Origin of the sequence: Pseudomonas migulae (genome assembly GCF_024169315.1) — a bacterium.
Taxonomy (GTDB): domain Bacteria; phylum Pseudomonadota; class Gammaproteobacteria; order Pseudomonadales; family Pseudomonadaceae; genus Aquipseudomonas; species Aquipseudomonas migulae_B.
The window spans coordinates 2,463,273-2,485,506 of record NZ_JALJWR010000001.1 but is presented as its reverse complement, the minus strand read 5'-3'; the positions used below and the strand labels follow the sequence as shown (position 1 = coordinate 2,485,506).

Genomic DNA, 22,234 nt, shown 5'->3' with positions numbered 1-22,234 from the left:
ACAGTGATCCTCCAGATGACAAATCAATCAGGTGTTACAGGGTCAGGAAGCCGTCATACAGCCCGTAGGCCGCCACCAGGGCGCCCACGACGACCGCAGCGAAAATCAGCTTCTCGACGTTGGTGAATACCGGTTTGTTGAGTTCAAGCTTGGCCTTGGCGAACAGGATCACGCCGGGCGCATAGAGCAGGGCGGAGAGCAGCAGGTATTTGACGCCACCGGCATAGATCAGCCAGACCGCGTAAATCAACGCGACGGCGCCGATGAACAGGTCTTTGCTGCGTTCGGCTGCAGCGTTTTCATAACTCTCGCCGCGCACCGCCAGCAGCAATGCGTAGGCCGCCGACCACAGGTAAGGCACCAGGATCATCGAGGTGGCGAGGTAGATCAGCGACAGGTAAGTGCTGGCGGAAAACAGGGTGATGATGAGGAACAGCTGCACCATCGCGTTGGTCAGCCACAAGGCGTTGACCGGCACATGGTTGGCGTTTTCCTTGCGCAGGAACTCCGGCATGGTGTGGTCCTTGGCGGCGGCGAACATGATCTCCGCACACAGCAACACCCACGACAGCAACGCACCGAGCAACGAGATGATCAGCCCGACGCTGATCAGCGCCGCACCCCACGGACCGACTACGTGCTCCAGCACCGCCGCCATCGACGGGTTCTGCAGCTTGGCCAGTTCCGGTTGGGTCATGATGCCCAGCGACAGCACGTTCACCAGCACCAGGAACAGCAGCACGGTGATGAAACCGATCACGGTGGCTTTACCCACGTCGCTGCGTTTTTCCGCGCGGGCCGAGAAAATGCTCGCGCCTTCAATGCCGATGAACACCCACACGGTGACCAGCATCATGTTGCGCACCTGGTTCATCACGCTGCCCAGGTCCGGGTTTTTCAAGCCCCAGATGTCGGCCGTGAAGATGTCCAGTTTGAAAGCGAAAATGGCGATCAGGACAAACAGCAACAGCGGCACGATCTTAGCGACAGTGGTCACCAGGTTGATGAACGCCGCTTCCTTGATCCCCCGCAGCACGAGGAAGTGCACCGCCCACAAAAGCACTGATGCGCCTATCACGGCGGCCACGGTGTTGCCTTCGCCGAAGATCGGGAAAAAGTAACCGAGGGTGCTGAACAGCAGAACGAAGTAACCGACGTTGCCCAGCCAGGCACTGATCCAGTAACCCCAGGCGGACGAGAAACCCATGTAGTCGCCGAACCCGGCCTTGGCGTAGGCGTAGACACCACCGTCCAGACCAGGCTTTCGATTGGCAAGGGTTTGAAAGACGAAGGCCAGCGTCAACATGCCGACGGCGGTGATGGCCCAACCGATCAGCACGGCGCCGACGTCGGCACTGGCGGCCATGTTCTGCGGCAAAGAGAAGATCCCGCCACCAATCATTGAGCCGACAACCAACGCAACAAGTGCACCGAGTTTCAATTTACCGGGGGATTCAGACATTGCATGACTCCAATGCAGGAGAAGAGAGACAACAGATTAATTCTGTTAGCCATTCAATCAGCTGACTTAGATCAGTGCATGGGCACATTCCATTGTTAATGAAGGATTTATGAAACTTTCCCGGGGCATAACGGCTTCGCCGGAAAAGCCCTGTCCAGAGGCCTCGGCCAGATCAAGCGGGTATAACGCGTATCGCTTCGAGTTTTTACGCTAGTTCGTTTTACGGTTTCCGCAAATTTTTTGACGGTTGTTTCAGTGTTGAATTGATTTATTAGGATTCACAGACAAGACTGCTATTTCCGGCTGTGGTGATAGAAGCATCGGCTATAAATAAAAGACGCTATACACCGTTATTCAATAAACGTTATTGCCGTTTACCTATTTAGTTAAAGTTGTCCATTGGTGGCGAGCGAGCAAGCTCCCTCGCCATAGGGTTCAGTGCAATGCAGTGGAAAGGGGATAAGGGATGTCGCAACCGACACAAAAGCTGCGCCTGAGTGCGTTGATCGCGCTGGTGGTGGGATCGATGATTGGCGGCGGGATCTTCTCTTTGCCGCAGAACATGGCCGCCCGAGCCGATGCCGGCGCGATATTGATCGGTTGGGCCATCACCGCGGTGGGCATGCTGACGCTGGCCTTTGTGTTCCAGACGCTGGCCAACCGCAAACCCGAGCTGGATTCCGGGGTATATGCCTACGCCAAGGCGGGCTTCGGCGACTACATGGGTTTCTCGTCCGCCTGGGGTTACTGGATCAGCGCCTGGCTGGGCAACGTCGGCTACTTTGTGTTGCTGTTCAGCACCCTCGGTTATTTCTTCCCGGTGTTTGGCCAGGGCAACACGCCCATCGCCATCGGCTGCGCGTCGGTGTTGCTGTGGGCCGTACACTTCCTGGTGATGCGCGGGATCAAGGAAGCGACCTTCATCAATCAGCTGACCACCGTGGCCAAGATCGTGCCGCTGATCATGTTCATCGTCATTGCCGCCGTGGCGTTCAAGGCCGACATCTTCACCCGTGACATCTGGGGCCGCAGCAATCCGGACTTCGGCGGGGTGATGGACCAGGTGCGCAACATGATGCTGGTCACCGTGTTCGTGTTCATCGGCATCGAGGGCGCCAGTGTGTATTCGGCACGGGCGGAGAAACGTTCGGATGTCGGGCGCGCCACGGTCATCGGTTTTCTCGGCGTACTGGCGCTGTTGGTGCTGGTGAATGTGTTGTCGCTGGGGATCATGAGTCAGCCGGAACTGGCCAACCTGCAGAACCCGTCACTGGCGGCGGTGCTGGAGCATATCGTCGGGCCCTGGGGCGCTTTGTTGATCAGCATCGGCCTGGCGATTTCACTGCTCGGTGCACTGTTGTCCTGGGCGCTGCTCTGCGCCGAGATCCTGTTCGCCACGGCCAAGGACAAGACCATGCCGGCGTTCCTGAAAAAGGAAAACGCCAACCATGTGCCGGTGAATGCGCTGTGGCTGACCAACGTGATGATCCAGATTTTCCTGTTGATCACACTGTTTTCCGCCGGCACTTACACCAGCCTGATCTACCTCGCGTCCTCGATGATTCTGGTGCCGTACCTGTGGTCGGCGGCGTATGCGGTGCTGTTGAGCGGGCGCGGCGAAACCTACGAACACGCTTCGGCGGAACGCACCAAGGACTTGCTGATTGGCGGCATCGCGCTGAGTTATGCGGTGTGGTTGCTGTACGCCGGCGGGGTGAAGTATTTGCTGCTGTCGGCGTTGTTGTATGCGCCGGGGGTGATTCTGTTTGCCAAGGCCAAACATGAGCAGGGTGAACCGCTGTTCACGCCGGTCGAGAAAGGGATCTTTACCGCGGTCATCAGTGGTGCCGGGCTGGCGGCGTATGGCTTGTACAGCGGCTTGCTGTCGCTGTGAGGTTGTTGCTGGAATATCAGCCGCCCTATGACTGGCCGGCGATGCTGGGGTTCTTGTCGGCGCGGGCCGTGGCCGGAATGGAAACGGTGGTGGATGGTGTGTATTCGCGCAGCATCGGCTTGAACGGCGATCACGGTACGTTTTCGATCCAACCGGTGGCGGGCGATGCGTTGCAAGTGACGCTGGATTTTCCCGATCCGACGGCGGTGCCGGAGATCGTTGCGCGGTTGCGGCGGATGTTTGATCTGGAGGCGGACCTGCCGACGATCCATCGGCAGTTGAAGACTGATCCGCTGATGGCGCGGTTGATTACCGAGCGGCCGGGATTGCGGGTGCCGGGGGCGTGGGACGGCCTGGAACTGGCGATTCGTGCGGTGTTGGGCCAGCAGATTACGGTGAGCGCGGCGATCCGCTTGGCGGGGAAACTGGTGGCGCAGTATGGGCAGCCCTTGGCGTCTGTGTTGCCCGGTGTCACGTCTGTTTTTCCTGAGGCGACCGTTTTGGCGGAGGCGGATCTGGCGACGTTGGGCATGCCGAAAAGCCGGGGCCGGACGTTGTCGGGTGTGGCTCAGGCGTTGCTCGATGATCCGTTGCTGTTTGAACCGGGGCGTGAGGGCGGTGTGGCGCGTTTGCTGGCGTTACACGGTATTGGCGACTGGACGGCGCAGTACATTGCGTTGCGGCAGTTGCGGGAGATGGATGCGTTTCCGGGTGGGGATGTGGGGTTGATCAAGGCGCTGACGGCGCTTGAAGGTGGGCCGCTGACGGCTCGGGATTTGTTGGCGCGGGCAGAGGCTTGGCGGCCTTTTCGAGGGTATGCGGCGCAGCTTTTGTGGACATCACTGAGTCGGGCGGATTGAGCTGATCCGAAAGGTGTGTTGATTGTTCTGACCCCTTCGCGAGCAAGCCCGCTCCCACATTTGACCGAGTTACTCCAGATAAACTCGGTCAAATGTGGGAGCGGGCTTGCTCGCGAAGGGGCCGGTACAGTCACCACCACTGCGCGCGATGGGAACCCAATTCGGAAGCCGGAATCGCCCACTGCAATGGCGTCCCGGTGATCTTCAGTGGCACATGAAGCCGATGCGCCGGCCCCCAGGGCGTTTGCTCAACCAACAGGCCTTGATCCTTGTCGTCCTCAGCACGCAGCGCTTCATCCGTTCCTGCACCGTTTTCAACCAACAACTTCGCCGTGCGCGCCAACGACAATCGCGCCGATCCTCCCCGTCCCAACAAGGTGATCGCCGCAGCCGCCATCAAATACCCGGTCGCATGATCCAGCGCCTGTACCGGCAACGGCGTCGGCTTGTCCGCTTTCTTCCACTGCATCCCCGCGCCGGCAATCCCGCTGCTCATCTGCACCAGGCTGTCGAAGCCGCGACGGTTCTGCCATGGACCGCTCCAGCCGTAGGCGTTGAGGCACACATCGATCAGGCCGGGCGCCAGCCTTTGACGCTCGGCGACACCGTAACCCAACCTTTCCAATGCGTCGGCGCGGTAACCGTGGAGCAGGATATCGGCGTCATTGAGCAGGCGGTCGAACACGGCTCGATCGTCAGGGTTGTGCAGGTCCAGCCTGGCGCAGCGTTTGCCCAGCGTGACTTCCGGCACCACGCCCGGTTCGTTCCAGGTCGGTGGGTCGATACGCAAGACATCGGCGCCGAGGCCCGCGAGGAAGCGACTGGCGACGGGCCCCGCGAGCACGCGCGTGAGGTCCAGCACCTTGATCCCGGCCAGCGGTTGCGCCACCGAACCTTTCCACGATTTCGCCTGTTGCGGGTGGCCGGCGTTGAACTGAATCAACGGCTCTGCGTTCACGGCCTGGCCTTGGGGATGGGTTTGCCAGTGTTCCCAGCTGCGCATTTCAGCGGCGCAGCCACCGGCGTCGACCACGGCTTGTTCGAGATCGGTTTTCGCCCAGTGCGCAACCTTGCTCGCCACGGCTGCGCGGTCGGCACAGGCGCCGAGCACTTTTTCGGCCGCTGCGCGGTGATGAGGCGCGTTGGTGTGCAAGCGGATCCAGCCATCCTTGGTCGCGTAGTCGCCGGCAACCGGGTCCCACAGCGGCGGAACGCTCCAGCCGACGGGGCGGATCGAGGTCGCGAACCAGAAAGACGCCAGGCGCCGGTCGACTTCAAGGCTGGGCAAGCGACCGGTCTGCTGCTGCAGCCATTCGCTGGCAGCCTGGCCGGCGGCGGCGATGCTGGCGCAGGCCAGGTCAGTGACGGCAAACGCCGAGGGCAGGGCGCCACTCGAAGTGAACGGAATCGGGGTGTGGGGCAAGCCGAGTGCGGCTTGAATGGACGTGAGTAAATCAGTCATCGAAGGCCCTCCGGAACGAGAGCCCGATCATAGATCAAAAAACTCGGGAGCCAGATGAAATCCCCGATGGCCGACCGAACACCTGATCCTGTGGGAGCAGGCAAGCCAGCTCCCACAGGGTTTTGTGCTGGTTCTCTACACCCGGAACTGATCCATCAATTTCATCTGGTGGTTGGTCAGGGCGTTGAGCTGGCTGCTGATCTGCGCCGATTCGGTGGCCTGGCCGGTCAGGGTTTCGGTGACGGTGCGGATCGCCGAGACGTTGCGGTTGACCTCTTCGGCCACGGCGCTTTGCTGTTCGGCGGCGCTGGCGATTTGCAGGTTCATGTCGCTGATCACGGTGACCGCGTCGCTGATTTTGCTCAAGGCTTGCACGGCTTGCTGGATCTGCCCGGCGTTGCTGTGGGCTTGGGTCTGGCTCGAATGCATGGTGGCGACCACACCGCGGGTGCCGGTCTGGATGCGTTCGATGACGAGGCGGATTTCTTCCACCGAATCCTGGGTGCGTTTGGCGAGGTTGCGCACTTCGTCGGCCACCACGGCAAAGCCGCGACCGCTTTCCCCGGCACGGGCCGCTTCGATCGCGGCGTTCAGCGCCAGCAAGTTGGTTTGTTCGGCGATGCTGCGGATGACTTCCAGCACCGAACCGATCTGCTCGCTGTTGACTGCCAAGGCTTCGACTTCGGTGACCGCCTTGCTGACTTCGTCGGCCAGTTGATTGATGTCTCGGGTGCTGCGTTCGATGATCGACATGCCATCGCGGGCCGATTGATCCGCACCTTTGGCCGCGTTTGCCGCGCTCGACGCGCTGTTAGCGACGTCATGCGCGGTGGCGCTCATTTCGTTGGACGCGGTGGCGACCTGGTCGATTTCGCGGAACTGCACCTGCATGCCTTCGCTGGTCTGACGGGCGATTTCAGAAGACTGGTCGGCGGTGCCACGGGCGTCGGTGATGCTCTGTTTGATCTGCGCGATGGTCGGTTGCAGCTTGTCGAGGAAACGGTTGAACCAGCTGACCAGTTCGCCCAGTTCATCTTTCTTGGTGTAGTGCAGACGCTGTGTCAGGTCGCCGTCGCCACTGGCAATCGCCTTGAGCATCTCGGCCACGCTGTTGATCGGCCGGGTCACGCCCGATGCCGTCAGCCAGATCAGCAACAGACCGACGAGGCCGGCAGCGACGGCCACCAGCACCGCTTTGATCGTGCCGCTTTGCTGGGCGTCATCGAGTACCGCTTGCAGCTTCACCGAATCGGCCAGCAACACTTGTTTCGGCAGGTCGATCACCACGCCCCAGGCCTTGGAGTCGCTGATCGGGCTGACCGGGTACACCGCACGGATCACATCGCCTTGTTCGAGAATCTTCGGCGAGCCGTCGCTGAGCAGTTGCAGGATGTCCTTGCCGTCTGCGCCCAGGGTGGCATCGATGCTTTTGCCGACCTTGGTCGCGTCGACGCTGTAACCGGCGAGCACGCCGCTGCCGGAAACAATCAACATGTGCCCGGCGCTGTTGAACAGATCACGCTGGGAATCGACCGCCGCTGCCTGCAGGGCGTCGAGGGCGATGTCCACGCCGACCACGCCGATGGATTTGCCGTCCACCAGCAGCGGAACGGAAATGGTGGTCATCAGCATTTCCTTGCCGCCGACGGTGTCTGCATACGGGTCCAGCAGGCAGGTGCGCTTGCTGTCGCGAGGGCAGGTGTACCAGCTGTTGTAAGGGGTGCCGCTGAGGCTCAAGGTGGTTTTGGTCATGTCGTCTTCGACCATGATCGTGTTGAGCGCGGCACCGCCGGCGCGGCTCCAGTAACTGGCGAAACGACCGGCTTCGTTGGACTGGCGGGCGGCGTCATTGGCGAACTCGCTGTCCTTGCCGTCCAGCCCGTTGGGCTCGAACGCCAGCCAGATCCCCAGCACCTTGCTGTTGCGCTCGAACGCGGTTTTCAGGCTCTGGTTCAACTCTTCACGCAGGGCACCGGCCTCAAGCGAGCGCTTGGCGGCCATGTTGCGCATGTCCTTGATCTGGTCCGCCAGGGCGGTCACCACCAGCAGGCTTTCGCCGAACGTCTTCTGCACCCGCACGGCTTGCTCGGCGGCCTTGGCCTGAAGCAGGTCCTGCACGCTGCCGGTGAGCATTTTGCTGCTGGAGGCGCTGACCAGTTCATCGTTCTGGTTGGTCTGGTAGATGTTCATGCCGACGATCAGGACGACCACGCCCAGCAGGCACAGACCGGAGAGCAGAACGATTTTCAGGCGGATGGACAGAGAGTCGAACATAGGACGAACTCGCGAATGAATGAGGTGTTGGCGGTGGGTCGAGGTCGACCCGGTTCGCCAAATCCATTCAGCGCATTCACTGCAATCGGCGTGGGGCGGGCATGCATGATGGTGGCTCCGACGAACGGTCATGGTTGAACGTTTGCGCGGAAAAATGTGCCGAAAAGCGGCGTAAAACGGGAAAAAACACGGTGTATTTTCAGGAGGGTTGCGGCACTGATTCCGGTCGCGACCAGATCCACAGATTGCCCAGGCTCATGCCGGCGATGGCGAGGTAAACCGGCCAGCCATGATCGAGCATCACCAGCATCAGGCCGGCGCACAGCAGCATGCTGAGGGTGGCGCTGACCTTGGCGCGACGCGCGACGATCTTGCCGTTGCGCCAGTTGCTGAGGATCGGACCGAACAGTCGATGGTTTTCCAGCCAGGCACTCAGGCGCGGCGAACTCTTGGTCGCGGCCCAGGCGGCCAGCAGGATGAACTCGGTGGTCGGCAGGCCCGGGACGACGATGGCGATCAGGCCGATGGCGAGGCTGATGTAGGCGAGTGCGCCGAACAGCAGCCGGGTGAGTTTTGAGGTGACTGGGTCAGGCATGAGGGCTGGAAGTATGACCGAGAGGCTTGATGGGGTTTTGCAGACAGGCTCAGTCCTTGTGGGAGCGGGCTTGCCCGCGAAAGCGATAGAGCATTCAGCATCTTTGTTGGATGTTAAGCCGCCATCGCGGGCAAGCCCGCTCCCACAGGGAATTTGTCTGGCTTCAGACTGGTTCGGCAGCTGTCGAGTAAGCCTGTTCAAGCAACACGGTGAATCGGTTGAACGCAGCGATGGCGCCTTTATCCAGCTCTGCTTCTTCCTGCTCGGTGAGCGCCAGACCGTCCAGGGTCTTGACGAAACTTTTCCAGCCTTCAGCGCGGCCACCGGCCGGTTCGCCGAGGTGACGGGCGCCGAAGGTTTCGCTCAGGCCCAGGCCGATCGCACGCTTGATCAGGAACGCTGCCCCAAGTTTCGAGCCTTCGGAAACAAACAACCACCCCAGCGCTTCGGCCTTGCTCGGGTTGTTCACAGCCCCCGCGACCGGCGACGGCACTTCGGTTTCCAGATCGGCCAGATCCGCCTTGGCCGCTTCGGCACGGCAGCGTGCCGCCAGATCGGGAACGATCGCGATCAAATCGGCATCGTTGTACAGCCCCACCAGTTCCGACTGGAACAAATACTGCGCAACCACGAAACGGGCGAAATTGGCCTGGGTTTCGAACGGTGCGTGGACTTTGACCAAGGCATCGAGTTTGGTGTGCGGCGAGTGGGTGATCTGGTTCAACCGTTGCGAGCGCAAAGCCGGGCGTTGAGCAGTGTCCTGGGTAGTCATGAGAAATCCTTGAAGAAAAGAGGCGCTTGGTAACGAGACGAACAAGAAGACGCCTGACAGTAAAAAAACCTCACTGTGCGGCTTTATGAAAAGCCGCGCAGCGAGATGGGCAGGATCAGATGTCCCAGACCAGATTGACCGCAAAGTTGCGACCCGGCTGAGTCAGGCGATCCAGATTGGCCGGGCTGATGACCGAAGCCTCGCCGACGCCGTCGTAACCGCGCACGTCATCCCACAGCCAGTACTTTTTGTCGGTCAGGTTGTAGACCCCGGCGCTGACGGTCACGTCGTCGGTCACTTTGTAGAAACCGGTCAGGTCCAGCACGCCGAAGCCCGGCGATTTGAACTGGCTGCTGACGCCGTCCGGCGACTTGAATTTGCTGTCGTCGACACGATCCTTCTTCTTCACCAGCGTCCAGCTGAGCAAACCGCCGTAGTTGTCCTGGTCGTAGCCGAAGCCGAACACACCGGTCAGCGGGTTGACGCTGTTGATCGGTTCGCCGTTGTCGTTGTTGCGACCGTAGGCGTAAGCCACCGAGCCCTGGGTGTACAGACCCTGCGGCGCGCCGAAGACGTCAAGGTTCAGACGGCCTTTGACCTCTGCGCCCTTGATGGTGGCGTGCTTGATGTTGGCGCTCTGGAAGGTCAGCTCGCTGTAACCGGGGGTGATGGCGTCCTCTTCGATGAAATCGCGGTACTTGTTATAGAACACGGCCACATCGAAGGAGCCCGATTCGAATTGACCGCGCAGGCCGGTCTCGAAGCCTTTGCTGGTTTCCGGTTCGAGGTTCGGATTCGGTTCCACGCGATATCCGGTGGTGGTGTTCTCGAAGCGCCCGAACAATGCCTTGGCCGTTGGTGTGCGGAAACCTTCAGAGTATTGGCCGTACCAGGTGTAATGGTCGGTCAGGGCGTAGGTCAGGCCGAATTTCGGCGACACGCGGTGCCAGGTCTTAGTGTCGTCATTGACGGTGCCACTCGGGGTGGCCGCTACGGTGTTCAGGAATTCCTGGGTGATGTGCGGCTTGAGCTCGGTGTAGTCGTAACGCAGGCCCGGCAGGAAGGTCCATTTGTCCCAGCTGATCTGATCCTGGGCGAACAGGCTGTAGGTGTTGACGGTCGGGTCCGGGAAGTCGCTGGATTTTTTCAGGACATCCAGTGGGCTGACGGCACCGACGACGCGGCAGGTGCCGAAGGACTGATAGCAGGTGCCGTTACCGCTGCGCGAACCGGTGACTTTCTGTTGCTTGAGCGTGGTGCCGTAGGTCAGCAGGTGTTCGGTGTCGGCAATGCTGAAAGCCTTATCCAGTTGTGCGTCAAACACCCACTGCTTTTCTTCGTAGAGGGTTTCCCGGGTGCGCAGCACTTTGCGCGAGAACGGGAAGTAGAACTCTTCTGTGCTCTGGTCCGTTTTGGCGACCTGATGGTTCAGGCTCCACTTGACGTTGTCCACCAGCAGGCTGTCGAGGGCAAAGCTGTGTTCCAGACCGAAGCGTTCACGAGTGACGGTGTCGTTGCCGGTGCGCCACTGGTACATGCCGCCGGGCAGGGCGCTGTTCGGAACGGTTGGTGCGCCTTGGAAGTAAGGACCGCCGTAAGCACTTTTCTGATCGGTATCGCGGTCATCCTTGTACTTTTCATACGTAAGGCCCAGGCGCGAATCTTCGTTGTAGTTCCAGCCGATCTTGGCCAGCACGTTGGACGTGCGCACGTCTTCTGGGTTGGCGGCGGTGCGTGCCAGGCCGGTGCCGTTGTTGCTGCCGTAGGATTCGGTTTCGTGACCGTCGCGCTGGCTGTAATGCAGCAAGCCATCAAACTGGTCGGCGCGACCGGCCACGGTGGCGGACTTCAGCCAGCTGTCGTCGGCGGAGCTGTAGCCGGTTTTCAGGCGGGCGCCGACGTCCTTGCCGGGCTTGATGATGTCGTCGGGGTCGAGGGTGAAATAGCTGACCGCACCGCCGATGGCGTTGCTGCCGTAGAGTACCGAGGCCGGACCGCGCAGGATTTCGACACGCTTGATGATTTCCGGGTCGACGTAGTTGCGCTGGGTCTTGGCGTAGGGGCCGTTGAAGAAATCGTTCGGCACTTCGACGCCATCGACCTGGGTCAGGATCCGGTCACCGTCGATGCCACGGATGTTGTAGCCGCTGATCCCGCCGCGCTGGCCGGCACCGCCCACCGAAACACCGGGTTCGTAGCGCGCCAGATTCTTGATGGTGTTGACGTTGTTGCGGTCCAGCTCTTCGCGGGTATGAACCGTGACGGTGCCCGGCACGCTTTCGACGCTTTGTTCCTGGCGGGTGGCGCTGATGGTCACCTGTTGCAGGTTAAGGGCGCCGCTGCTCAGGCGCTTCTCCAGCACGATGTTGTTGTTGCCCAGTTTGCGATAGCTCAGGTTGGTCCCCACCAACAGGCGATCCAGGGCTTTTTCCGGCGACAGGGACCCGCGCACCCCCGGCGAGGCCACGCCTTGCCCGAGTTCTGCCGGCAAGCCGACCTGCCAGCCCGTCACCGCGGTAAAGGCATTGAGTGCCGAGACCAGCGACTGTTGCGGGATAGCGAACGCGTAATCGCCCATGTTGCGCGCCGGCTGCTCGGCGGCGGTGGCGGCCATCAGCGGCGCGCTGCCGGCCATGAGGATCGCGGCGGTCAACAACGAGAGCACGCGGGACGGTGAAGAGGAGTGGCGGGTAAGGCGAGAGGACATCGATAGCGCTCCGTGTCGCACGAATCTTTATAGGTGCTGATCGGCATCTGAAGATGCGAATCAATTGCATTGGCTATAACGAGACGTACGAGCTTCAGCTATCGAGTAAAAATAATTCTCATTTAGTTCAAGATCACCAAGGCGGGAAATTCCTGGAGCCGCGCCGAGGTGATGTGCGCCAGCGAACGGACCACGTCCAGCGGCTGGTCGAGCCGGTAATTGCCGGTCACGGCAACGTCCGCCAACTGTTCGTTGGTGTTGATGATCCAGCCCGGGTAGTAGCGCCGCAGTTCCGCCAGCACCTGGCTCAGCGGGCAGTTCTCGAACACCAGTCGGCCCTGGACCCAGGCCAGGTCGGTCGCGGCGTCGAGCTTGGCGGGCCGGTCGAAACCGTTGGGGCCGATGCGGATGCTCTCGCCGGCGGACAAGCGGATTCGCGCGTCGTCGCGAGTCGCGCGCAAATCGACATCGCCGCGCTGCACCCGAACCTGCGCCACGCCATCGAGGTAACGCACGGCGAACGCCGTGTCGTGCACGCTGGCCTTCACCGGGCCGGCATCGATTTCCAGTGGCTGGCCGCGATGGGCTGGCACTTCGAAAAACGCTTCGCCCTGATACAAACGGGCAACCCGTTGTTGATCATTGATGGTGCTGGAGAACGCCGAATTGGTATTGAGCAGGACCTTCGAGCCGTCTTCCAGTTGCAGGCGCTGGCGTTCACCGACCACGGTCAAGTGATCGGCCTGGAGGCGTATCGGCAAATTGCTGAAACTGAACAAACCGAGGATCAGCACGGCAGCAGTAGCCAGTGGTTTCCAGTGCGGGCGTAGGCGCGACAGCACGGTCACTTTGGGTGGCAGGGCGGCCAGGTTCTGCGCACATTGCACGATTTGCGGGCCATCCCAGATGGCCTGGGCCTTGGCGAAGGCTTGCGCATGCAAAGGATCGGTGTTCAGCCACTCGTGAAACTGGCGAGTCTGTTCCTCGCTCGGACTGCCCATGACGATCAACCAGTCCAAAGCCTGGTCCATCGCGCTTGCGGCGTCCCGCGCCGGGGAGGGCGGAGGGGAGCGGTGGGTGTCCGTCACGGTGTTTCCTCGGCAGTGTCTGTGCACGGCTGTTTTTTAGTGAAGCTTGAAAGTGGGCAAGGGTAGCAAAGCCTGGCGTGCTCAGTCGCCGTTTAACCGCTCGGCGACACCGATGCAGATGGCCATGATCAGCTTCAACTCCTTTTGCACGGTGCTCAACGACACACCGAGCTTCTCGGAGATCTCCAGGTAACTGTGCCCGTGCAGGCGACTGAGGATGAAGATCTGTTGCTGGCGGGCACTGAGTTCACCGAGGCTCACGTTCAAACGCTCCAGCAGTCGTTCGGCATGGGCGGCGTCCTCGGCACTGCTGGCGGGGGCGGCGATACTTTCCACCACGTCCGGCGGCACGTCGTCGAGCATCGTCCGGGACTGAATGCGCCGCGCGCGCAAATGGTCCAGCGCCAGGTTGCGGGCGGTCTGGAACACGAAGGGTTCAAGGTGATCGATGGACCGCTCGCCGAGGGCTCGGGTCACGCGCAGGTAGGTCTCCTGCAAGAGGTCTTCGGCGGTGCTGTGATTGTTGACCATCCGCTCCAACGTGCGCAGCAGTGAAACCCGCTGGGCAATGAAGACGTGATTGAAGCGCGATTGACTCACGGGAGGACCTGATCCATTTCGAGCGAATGATAATGCTTATCATCCGCTCGAGTGGTCAAGTATTGATTTGTGAAGGTTTATGCACGGCTCTGCAGATAAGTCGCGTAATCGGGGATGCGCTGTGAGTGCGCCTGATCCATCAGCGGGCTGCTGAGCAGGTAGTCGGCGCTGCATTCGTTGCAGGCCACCGGAATGTTCCAGACCGCCGCGACCCGCAGCAACGCCTTGATGTCCGGGTCGTGGGGCTGCGGTTCGAACGGGTCCCAGAAGAACACCAGCAGGTCGACCCGCTGTTCGGCGATTCGCGCGCCGAGTTGCTGGTCGCCGCCCAATGGGCCGCTGATCATGCTCTCCACCGGCAGGTCCAGGCGTTGTTGCAACAACAACCCCGTGGTGCCGGTGGCGACCAGTTCATGTTGCGCGAGCTTGTCTTTGTGCCGCTCGGCCCAGTCCAGCAAAAACACCTTGCAGTGGTCATGGGCGACCAGGGCGATACGCTTGCGCGCCGCCACGGTCTTTTGCGTGAAGCTGATTCCGATCATGGGTAGCGGCCCCACCTTATTCCGCGTTGCACAGCGCCAGGCAGTTATCGAGCATGCGGTTGGAGAAGCCCCATTCGTTGTCGTACCAGGCCAGTACCTTGAGCAACTTGCCGCTGGACTTGGTGTGGTTGGCATCGAAGATCGACGACAGCGGGTTGTGGTTGAAGTCGCTGGAGACCAGCGGCAGGGTGTTGTAGCCCAGGATCTTCGAATGCTGGCTGGCTTCCTTGAGCAGCGCGTTCACTTCGTCAGCGCTCGCTTCGCGTTTCAGCTGCACGGTGAGGTCCACCAGCGAAACGTTGATCACCGGAACGCGCACGGCCATGCCGGTCAGTTTGCCCGCCAGTTCCGGCAGCACCAGGCCGACCGCTTCGGCGGCGCCGGTCTTGCTCGGGATCATGTTCTGAGTGGCCGAACGGGCGCGGTACGGGTCGGTGTGATAGACGTCGGTCAGGTTCTGATCGTTGGTGTAGGCGTGAATCGTGGTCATCAGGCCGCTTTCGATGCCCAACTCGCGATGCAGCACCTGAGCCACCGGCGCCAGGCAGTTGGTGGTGCACGACGCGTTGGAAATAATCTGGTGGGATTGGCGCAGAATGTCGTGGTTAACCCCATAAACCACTGTGGCGTCGGCGCCTTTGGCCGGGGCCGAGATGATCACTTTGCGTGCGCCGGCCGTAATATGCGCAGCGGCTTTGGCCCGGTCGGTGAACAAACCGGTGCATTCGAACACGACATCGATTTTCTCAGCGGCCCAGGGCAGCTCGGCCGGGTTGCGAATGGCACTGACAGCAATACGGTCGCCGTTGACGGTCAGGCTTTCCTGATCGTGCTGGACATCGGCATCGAACGTGCCGTGAACAGTGTCGTACTTGAGCAGATGCGCGTTCATCGCGCTGTCGCCCAGATCGTTGATGGCCACGATCTGCAGATCCTGGCGATAGCCTTGGGTATACAGTGCGCGCAGGACGTTGCGGCCAATCCGGCCAAAACCATTGATTGCGATTCGAAGAGTCATTTAACAGGGCCGCCGTCGTTTTGTTGTTGGAATTACAAGATTATTCGCATAAAAATAGAAAACAAGCCTTTTTAGTGGCAATATTTTGTTCAATCTACAACGAGTGACCTGAATCAACTGGTCCGACCGATCAAGAAAACCGTCCGTCATCCCATCGACAACGGCTCTTGATCAGCATAGACAATCAGGTCGCCACATCCGTTAGCCTGGAGTTCTACACATGCATCCCCGCGTCCTTGAGGTCACCGAACGGCTTATCGCCCGCAGCCGCGCAACCCGCGAGGCTTACCTTGCGCTCATTCGCGGTGCAGCCAGCGACGGTCCGATGCGCGGCAAGCTGCAATGCGCCAACTTCGCCCATGGCGTGGCCGGTTGCGGCACCGAAGACAAGAACAGCCTGCGGATGATGAACTCCGCGAACATTGCAATTGTTTCGTCATATAACGACATGCTCTCGGCGCACCAGCCGTACGAAGTCTTTCCTGAACAGATCAAGAAAGCCCTGCGCGAAATCGGCTCTGTCGGCCAGTTCGCCGGTGGCACCCCGGCCATGTGCGATGGCGTGACCCAGGGCGAGCCGGGCATGGAACTGAGCCTGCCAAGCCGTGAAGTGATCGCGCTGTCCACCGCGGTTGCCCTTTCCCACAACATGTTCGACGGCGCGCTGATGCTGGGCATCTGCGACAAGATCGTGCCGGGCCTGATGATGGGCGCGCTGCGTTTCGGTCATCTGCCGACGATCTTCGTGCCGGGCGGGCCGATGGTCTCGGGCATTTCCAACAAACAGAAAGCCGATGTGCGCCAGCGTTATGCCGAAGGCAAGGCCACGCGTGAAGAGCTGCTGGAATCGGAAATGAAGTCCTACCACAGCCCTGGCACCTGCACCTTTTACGGCACCGCCAACACCAACCAGTTGCTGATGGAAGTCATGGGCCTGCACCTGCCGGGCGCCTCTTTCGTCAACCCGAACACACCGTTGCGCGATGCCCTGACTCGCGAGGCGGCGCACCAGGTCACGCGCCTGACCAAGCAGAACGGCGACTTCATGCCGATCGGCGAAATCGTCGACGAGCGCTCGCTGGTCAACTCGATCGTGGCGCTGCACGCCACCGGCGGTTCGACCAACCACACGCTGCACATGCCGGCCATCGCCATGGCAGCGGGCATTCAACTGACCTGGCAGGACATGGCCGACCTCTCCGAAGTCGTGCCGACCCTGAGCCACGTCTACCCGAACGGCAAAGCCGACATCAACCACTTCCAGGCGGCGGGCGGCATGTCGTTCCTGATCCGCGAACTGCTGGAAGCCGGGTTGCTCCACGAAAACGTCAACACTGTGCTCGGCCACGGCCTGAGCCGCTACACCAAGGAACCGTTCCTCGATAACGGTGAGCTGGTCTGGCGCGAAGGCCCGATCGAAAGCCTCGACGAAAACATTCTGCGCCCGGTCGCCCGCGCGTTCTCGCCGGAGGGTGGTTTGCGCGTGATGGAAGGCAACCTCGGTCGCGGCGTGATGAAGGTTTCCGCTGTCGCGCTGGAAAACCAGATCGTCGAAGCACCGGCGATGGTGTTCCAGGATCAACAGGACCTTGCCGATGCGTTCAAGGCCGGTTTGCTCGAGAAGGATTTTGTTGCGGTGATGCGCTTCCAGGGCCCGCGCTCCAACGGCATGCCGGAACTGCACAAGATGACGCCGTTCCTTGGGGTGCTGCAGGATCGCGGCTTCAAAGTGGCGCTGGTCACCGACGGGCGCATGTCCGGTGCATCGGGGAAAATCCCGGCGGCGATTCACGTCAGTCCCGAAGCTTACGTGGGCGGTGCTTTGGCACGGGTGCAAGAGGGCGATATCATCCGCGTCGATGGCGTCAAAGGCACCCTGGAGCTTAAGGTGGACGCCGACGAATTCGCGGCGCGCGAACCTGCCAAGGGCCTGTTGGCCAACAACATCGGCAGCGGACGCGAGCTGTTTGGTTTCATGCGCATGGCCTTCAGCTCCGCAGAGCAGGGCGCCAGCGCCTTTACTTCTGCCCTGGAGACGCTTAATTGAAACTGGCTTTGGTCGGTGACATCGGTGGGACCAACGCTCGTTTCGCGTTGTGGAAAAACCAGCAACTGGAATCGGTCCAGGTGCTGCCGACGGCGGATCATGCCAGCCCGGAAGAAGCCATTGGCGTCTACCTGAGCGAGCTCGGACTGGCGCCGGGCTCGATCGGTTCGGTGTGCTTGTCGGTGGCCGGCCCGGTGAGCGGTGATGAGTTCAAGTTCACCAACAATCACTGGCGCCTCAGCCGCAAGGCGTTTTGCCAGGCCTTGCAGGTCGATCAACTGCTGCTGGTCAACGACTTCTCGGCGATGGCGCTGGGCATGACGCGCTTGCAGCCGGGCGAATTCCGCGTGGTCTGCGAAGGCACGCCGGAACCGTTGCGGCCGGCGGTGGTGATTGGTCCGGGCACGGGCCTGGGCGTCGGCACGTTGCTCGACTTGGGCGAGGGCCGTTTTGCCGCGTTACCGGGCGAGGGCGGTCACGTCGATTTGCCGTTGAGCAGCCGGCGTGAAACTCAATTGTGGCAGCACATTTTCAATGAGATCGGGCATGTCAGCGCTGAAACAGCGTTGAGCGGTGGCGGCTTGCCGCGAGTCTATCGGGCGATTTGTGCGGTGGATGGTCATGAGCCCGTGCTCGAAACGCCGGAAGCGATTACCGCGGCCGGTCTGGCGGGTGATCCGATTGCGCTGGAAGTGCTGGAGCAGTTCTGCTGCTGGCTCGGTCGCGTAGCCGGCAACAACGTACTGACCACGGGCGCTCGCGGTGGCGTGTTCATCGTCGGTGGAGTGATTCCGCGGTTTGCCGATTTCTTTGTTGAAAGCGGTTTTGCGCGGTGCTTTGCCGACAAGGGGTGCATGAGCGATTACTTCAAGGGGATTCCGGTGTGGCTGGTGACGGCGCCGTATTCCGGGTTGGTGGGCGCGGGTGTGGCATTGGACCAGGCGTAAGACCGAGTTGCTCCCTTCGCGGGCAAGCCTCGCTCCTACAGGTTGTCGGTGTTCTGTGGATCGACGCCAATCCTGTAGGAGCGAGGCTTGTCCGCGAAGAGGCCCTCACAGACATATGGATTCATAATCGATCAGGCATAATCCGCCCCATTCAAACAACAAGGACGCCGCCCCGTGAGCTCAGTCAACAAGTCGATTTTGTTGGTCGATGACGATCAAGAGATACGCGAGTTGCTGGACACCTACCTGACCCGCGCGGGTTTCCAGGTGCGTACCACGCCCGACGGCGCCGGTTTCCGCCAGGCCTTGAACGAGGCGCCGAGCGATCTGGTGATCCTCGACGTGATGCTGCCCGACGAAGACGGCTTCAGCCTCTGCCGCTGGATCCGCCAGCACCCGCGCCAGGCGCAGGTGCCGATCATCATGCTCACCGCCAGCTCCGACGAAGCCGACCGCGTCATCGGTCTGGAACTGGGTGCCGACGACTACCTCGGCAAACCCTTCAGCCCCCGTGAATTGCAGGCGCGCATCAAAGCCTTGTTGCGCCGCGCGCAGTTCGGTCAGGAGCGCTCCGGCAGCGAAGTGCTGGCGTTCGATGACTGGCGGCTGGACATGGTCAGCCATCGACTGTTCCACATCGACGGCGAAGAAGTGATTCTCTCCGGCGCCGATTTTGCCCTGCTGAAACTGTTCCTCGATCACCCCCAGGAAATCCTCGACCGCGACACCATCGGCAACGCCACCCGTGGCCGCGACCTGATGCCGCTGGACCGCATCGTCGACATGGCGGTCAGCCGTCTGCGCCAGCGTCTGCGCGATACTGAAAAGCCTCCGCGGCTGATCCGCACCGTGCGCGGCAGCGGCTATCAATTGGCAGCCAATGTGGTTGCCAGCAATGGTCACTGAGTTTTTCCGCAAGCTCGCGGCCAAGGTGCCTGTACCCCGTTCGCTGCTCGGACGGATGTTGCTGCTGACGCTGCTGGCGGTGTTGTTCGCCCAGGCGTTGTCGAGCGTGATCTGGGTCTCGCAACTGCGCGCCACGCAGCTTGAAGGCCTGGTCACCAGTGCCCGTAGCCTTGCTCATTCGATGACTGCCAGTGTCAGTTATTTCCGCTCGTTGCCGGTCGCCTTCAGGCCGCTGGTGCTTGACCAGTTACGCAGCATGGGCGGCACCCGATTCGTGGTGACCCTCAACGACAAACCCTTGGGCATGCAAGTGCTGCCGATCACCCCGCGCAAGGAAGCGGTGCTCAAAGCGGTGGATGAAGTGCTGCGTCAGTCACTGGGCCACGACACGGATATCTCGGTGACCTTCGTCAGCCCCGACGACCTGCGGATCTTCAATAGCGGGCTGAAACTCGATGAGCTGCCGCGTTCCTGGGCGCATTACGCGCTGACCCTGGAGCCGGTGAACCCGCCGGTGCTGGTCACGCAAATCCAGATGGCGCCGGGGGAATGGCTGTACATCGCTTCGCTGTTGCCCGAGCCGTACACCAGTCTTGAAGAGCAAGGTCTGCCGGCGCAGCAAGTCTGGTTCATCGTCCTCACCAGCGGCTTTTTGCTGTTGTTCATCGGCGTGCTGGTGCACTGGCAAAGTCGTCCACTCAAACGCCTGGCGCGGGCAGCGCGCGACATGTCGCTGGGTGCCGAAGTCGAGCCGGTGGCCGAGGGCGGCGGCAGTGAAGTGGTCGAAGTGGGCCGTGCGTTCAATGCCATGCGCGAACGCATCAGCCGTTACCTGACCGAGCGCAGCCAGTTGTTCAGCGCGATTTCCCACGATTTGCGCACGCCGATTACCCGTTTGCGGCTACGGGTTGAATTGCTTGAAGACGAAAAGCTGCAAGCCAAATTCGGCCGCGATCTGGATGAGCTGGAGTTGCTGGTCAAAGGCGCACTGCAATGCGTGAAAGACACCGACATCCACGAGAACATCGAACCGGTAGACCTCAACCATGTGCTCGATTGTCTGGTGGAGCCGTACCTGGCGCCCAATGGCAATGGTCGCGTGACCCAGCAGGGGCGGGCGCTGGCGGCGTATCCGGGCAAACCGCTGGCGCTCAAGCGTTGCATCGGCAACCTGATCGACAACGCCCTGAAGTACGGGCAGAACGCGCACCTGCATATCGATGACGACGAGAACGCATTTGTCCTGCATGTCGATGATGAAGGGCCGGGTGTGCCGGAGCAGCGACTCGAGCAGGTGTTCGAACCGCACTTTCGTCTGGCCGGGCAGCAGCAGGGGTATGGGTTGGGGTTGGGGATTGCGCGCAATATTGCCCATAGCCATGGCGGGGAAGTCAGCCTGCAAAACCTGCGTGAAGGTGGGTTGCGGGTGACACTTCAGTTGCCGCGTAGTGTTGATTAACCCTGTGGCGAGGGGATTTATCCCCGTTCGGCTGCGCAGCAGTCGTGAACCGTTGCACTCGCCATACCTGATACACCGCAATTGTAGATTTTGGGGCGGCTTCGCCACCCAACGGGGATAAATCCCCTCACCACATATCATCACTCGTCACAGAATCCGGGTGAATGTCACAACCCGGTGACATAACTCGCCCCCTTCGTTACAAGCCCGCCCCCGCCCGTTGTTTAGACTGCCCGCAGTCATAACAACAAAAAAGGCACCCCATGGACACCTTCCAACCCGCCTTCAGCAGTTGGCTGAACGCACCGGCCCATCAGCAATGGCTCGCCGCCGAAGGCCTGCGCCTGCTGGCGTTTGCCAAGGCCTCGAAGCTCCCTGAAGGCTTCGGCAATCTCGATGAAAAGGGTCGGCTCCCGGCCAACGCCCACGCCGAAACCATGAACACCGCGCGCATGACCCACAGCTTCGCCATGGCGCACATTCAGGGCCTGCCGGGTTTCGCCGAGCTGGTGGATCACGGCGTCCAGGCACTCAGCGGCCCGTTGAAGGATGCCGAACACGGTGGCTGGTTCGCCGCCCCTGAACACCGCGACGGCAACACCGGCAAAGCGGCGTACCTGCACGCGTTTGTCGCCTTGGCCGCCAGCTCTGCGGTGGTCGCGCAACGTCCCGGCGCGCAAGCCTTGCTCGATGACGCGATCAACATTATCGACACGCATTTCTGGAGCGAGGAGGAGGGCGCGATGCGCGAATCCTTCAACCGCGACTGGAGTGAAGAAGAACGCTATCGCGGCGCCAACAGCAACATGCACGCCACCGAAGCGTTCCTCGCCTTGGCCGATGTCACTGAAGACAACCGTTGGTTGTGCCGTGCGCAACGGATCGTCGAGCGCGTGATCCATGGTCACGCCGCCGCCAACGATTACCTGGTCGTCGAGCATTTCGACCACGACTGGCAGCCGCTGCGCGAATACAACCACGACAACCCGGCCGACGGTTTCCGTCCTTACGGCACTACGCCGGGCCACGGCTTCGAATGGGCGCGGCTATTGCTGCACCTCGAAGCGGCGCGGGTGCAGGCCGGGATGCTGACGCCGGGTTGGCTCGCCACCGACGCGCAAAAACTCTTCGAGCACAACTGCCGTCACGGCTGGGAAATCGACGGGCTGCCCGGGATTGTCTACACCCTCGACTGGGACAACCGCGCGGTGGTGCGCCATCGCCTGCACTGGACCCATTGCGAAGCCAGCGCCGCCGCCAGCGCGTTGCTCAAACGCACGGGCGGGGCGCAATACGAAACCTGGTACCGACTGTTCTGGGAATTTTGTGACAGTCATTTCATCGATCGTTGCGATGGCAGTTGGCACCATGAACTCGATCCGCAGAACCGCCCGAGCGCGGATATCTGGGCCGGCAAACCCGATCTCTACCACGCCTGGCAAGCCGTGCTGATTCCGCGCCTGCCACTGGCGCCGAGCATGGCCAGTGCCTTGGCGAGGTTGTCCCAGAGCGGTTCTATGTAACCATGCGGTGACATTCACGCGTCCCTTCGTTACCTGCGAGGGGACGATTCCTGTTTAAAATCCTATGCAGCGCAAGCA

17 protein-coding genes and 1 pseudogene are annotated in these 22,234 nt (G+C 61.1%); 7 read left to right on the top strand and 11 right to left on the bottom strand.

The genetic code is table 11. From position 1 onward, the window contains the following. Positions 1-34 precede the first annotated feature (34 nt). Positions 35-1,462, bottom strand: coding sequence for an arginine-ornithine antiporter (gene arcD, locus J2Y86_RS11415; RefSeq protein ID WP_253431124.1), 1,428 nt, complete (start codon positions 1,460-1,462; stop codon positions 35-37). A gap of 466 nt (positions 1,463-1,928) precedes the next feature. Between arcD (J2Y86_RS11415) and arcD (J2Y86_RS11410) the strand changes: the two genes are divergently transcribed. Beyond that, entirely contained in the window at positions 1,929-3,356 is a 1,428-nt protein-coding gene (arcD, locus tag J2Y86_RS11410; protein WP_253431120.1) for an arginine-ornithine antiporter, read from the top strand. Next, complete coding sequence (locus J2Y86_RS11405) at positions 3,353-4,216, top strand: DNA-3-methyladenine glycosylase family protein (RefSeq protein ID WP_253431117.1); 864 nt, start codon at positions 3,353-3,355, stop codon at positions 4,214-4,216. The genes arcD (J2Y86_RS11410) and J2Y86_RS11405 overlap by 4 nt, the downstream gene beginning before the upstream one ends. 130 nt (positions 4,217-4,346) lie before the next feature. Here the strand turns inward: J2Y86_RS11405 and J2Y86_RS11400 are convergent, their stop codons facing one another. From J2Y86_RS11400 to gap, 10 genes and pseudogenes are all read right to left on the bottom strand, one after another. After that, positions 4,347-5,678, bottom strand: a complete 1,332-nt coding sequence (locus J2Y86_RS11400; RefSeq protein ID WP_253431114.1) for a CoA transferase — start codon at positions 5,676-5,678, stop codon at positions 4,347-4,349. Positions 5,679-5,813: 135 nt separating this feature from the next. Beyond that, entirely contained in the window at positions 5,814-6,569 is a 756-nt protein-coding gene (locus J2Y86_RS30420; RefSeq protein ID WP_437180683.1) for a methyl-accepting chemotaxis protein, read from the bottom strand. Positions 6,570-6,671: 102 nt separating this feature from the next. Continuing rightward, positions 6,672-7,679, bottom strand: a pseudogene (locus J2Y86_RS30415) (PDC sensor domain-containing protein); the annotation flags it as partial. A gap of 472 nt (positions 7,680-8,151) precedes the next feature. Further along, positions 8,152-8,547 carry a YbaN family protein gene (locus J2Y86_RS11390; RefSeq protein WP_253431108.1) on the bottom strand — a complete coding sequence of 132 codons (396 nt, stop codon included), beginning with the start codon at positions 8,545-8,547 and terminating at the stop codon, positions 8,152-8,154. A gap of 163 nt (positions 8,548-8,710) precedes the next feature. Then, positions 8,711-9,319, bottom strand: a complete 609-nt coding sequence (locus tag J2Y86_RS11385) for a biliverdin-producing heme oxygenase (protein ID WP_253431105.1) — start codon at positions 9,317-9,319, stop codon at positions 8,711-8,713. 115 nt (positions 9,320-9,434) lie between these two features. Continuing rightward, on the bottom strand, positions 9,435-12,026 hold the full coding sequence (locus J2Y86_RS11380; protein ID WP_253431102.1) for a TonB-dependent receptor: 2,592 nt from the start codon (positions 12,024-12,026) through the stop codon (positions 9,435-9,437). Between the two features lie 122 nt (positions 12,027-12,148). Next, positions 12,149-13,114 (bottom strand): FecR family protein, encoded by a 966-nt coding sequence (locus J2Y86_RS11375; RefSeq protein ID WP_253431099.1) that lies wholly within the window; start codon positions 13,112-13,114, stop codon positions 12,149-12,151. A gap of 81 nt (positions 13,115-13,195) precedes the next feature. Then, complete coding sequence (locus J2Y86_RS11370) at positions 13,196-13,714, bottom strand: RNA polymerase sigma factor (RefSeq protein WP_253431096.1); 519 nt, start codon at positions 13,712-13,714, stop codon at positions 13,196-13,198. 77 nt (positions 13,715-13,791) lie between these two features. Further along, the gene (locus J2Y86_RS11365) at positions 13,792-14,256 is read right to left on the bottom strand and encodes a methylglyoxal synthase (protein ID WP_253431093.1); all 465 of its coding nucleotides are present in this window, start codon (positions 14,254-14,256) and stop codon (positions 13,792-13,794) included. Between the two features lie 16 nt (positions 14,257-14,272). Next, a complete protein-coding gene (gap, locus tag J2Y86_RS11360; protein WP_010457403.1) occupies positions 14,273-15,274 on the bottom strand; it encodes a type I glyceraldehyde-3-phosphate dehydrogenase in 1,002 nt (333 codons plus the stop codon). Positions 15,275-15,494: 220 nt separating this feature from the next. On the opposite strand from gap, the gene edd reads away from it, so the two are divergent. The 5 genes from edd to J2Y86_RS11335 all read left to right on the top strand — a co-directional run bounded on the left by edd (position 15,495) and on the right by J2Y86_RS11335 (position 22,156). After that, positions 15,495-17,321 carry a phosphogluconate dehydratase gene (gene edd / locus J2Y86_RS11355; RefSeq protein ID WP_253431090.1) on the top strand — a complete coding sequence of 609 codons (1,827 nt, stop codon included), beginning with the start codon at positions 15,495-15,497 and terminating at the stop codon, positions 17,319-17,321. After that, positions 17,318-18,268, top strand: a complete 951-nt coding sequence (locus J2Y86_RS11350; protein WP_253431087.1) for a glucokinase — start codon at positions 17,318-17,320, stop codon at positions 18,266-18,268. Before edd ends, J2Y86_RS11350 begins: the two co-directional genes overlap by 4 nt. Positions 18,269-18,442: 174 nt before the next feature. Continuing rightward, positions 18,443-19,174: a response regulator gene (locus J2Y86_RS11345; protein ID WP_007903365.1), complete on the top strand. Its 732-nt coding sequence runs from the start codon at positions 18,443-18,445 to the stop codon at positions 19,172-19,174. Beyond that, positions 19,164-20,633, top strand: a complete 1,470-nt coding sequence (locus tag J2Y86_RS11340) for an ATP-binding protein (protein WP_253431084.1) — start codon at positions 19,164-19,166, stop codon at positions 20,631-20,633. Before J2Y86_RS11345 ends, J2Y86_RS11340 begins: the two co-directional genes overlap by 11 nt. Before the next feature lie 263 nt (positions 20,634-20,896). Next, positions 20,897-22,156 carry a D-mannose isomerase gene (locus tag J2Y86_RS11335; protein WP_253431081.1) on the top strand — a complete coding sequence of 420 codons (1,260 nt, stop codon included), beginning with the start codon at positions 20,897-20,899 and terminating at the stop codon, positions 22,154-22,156. Positions 22,157-22,234: the final 78 nt, after the last annotated feature.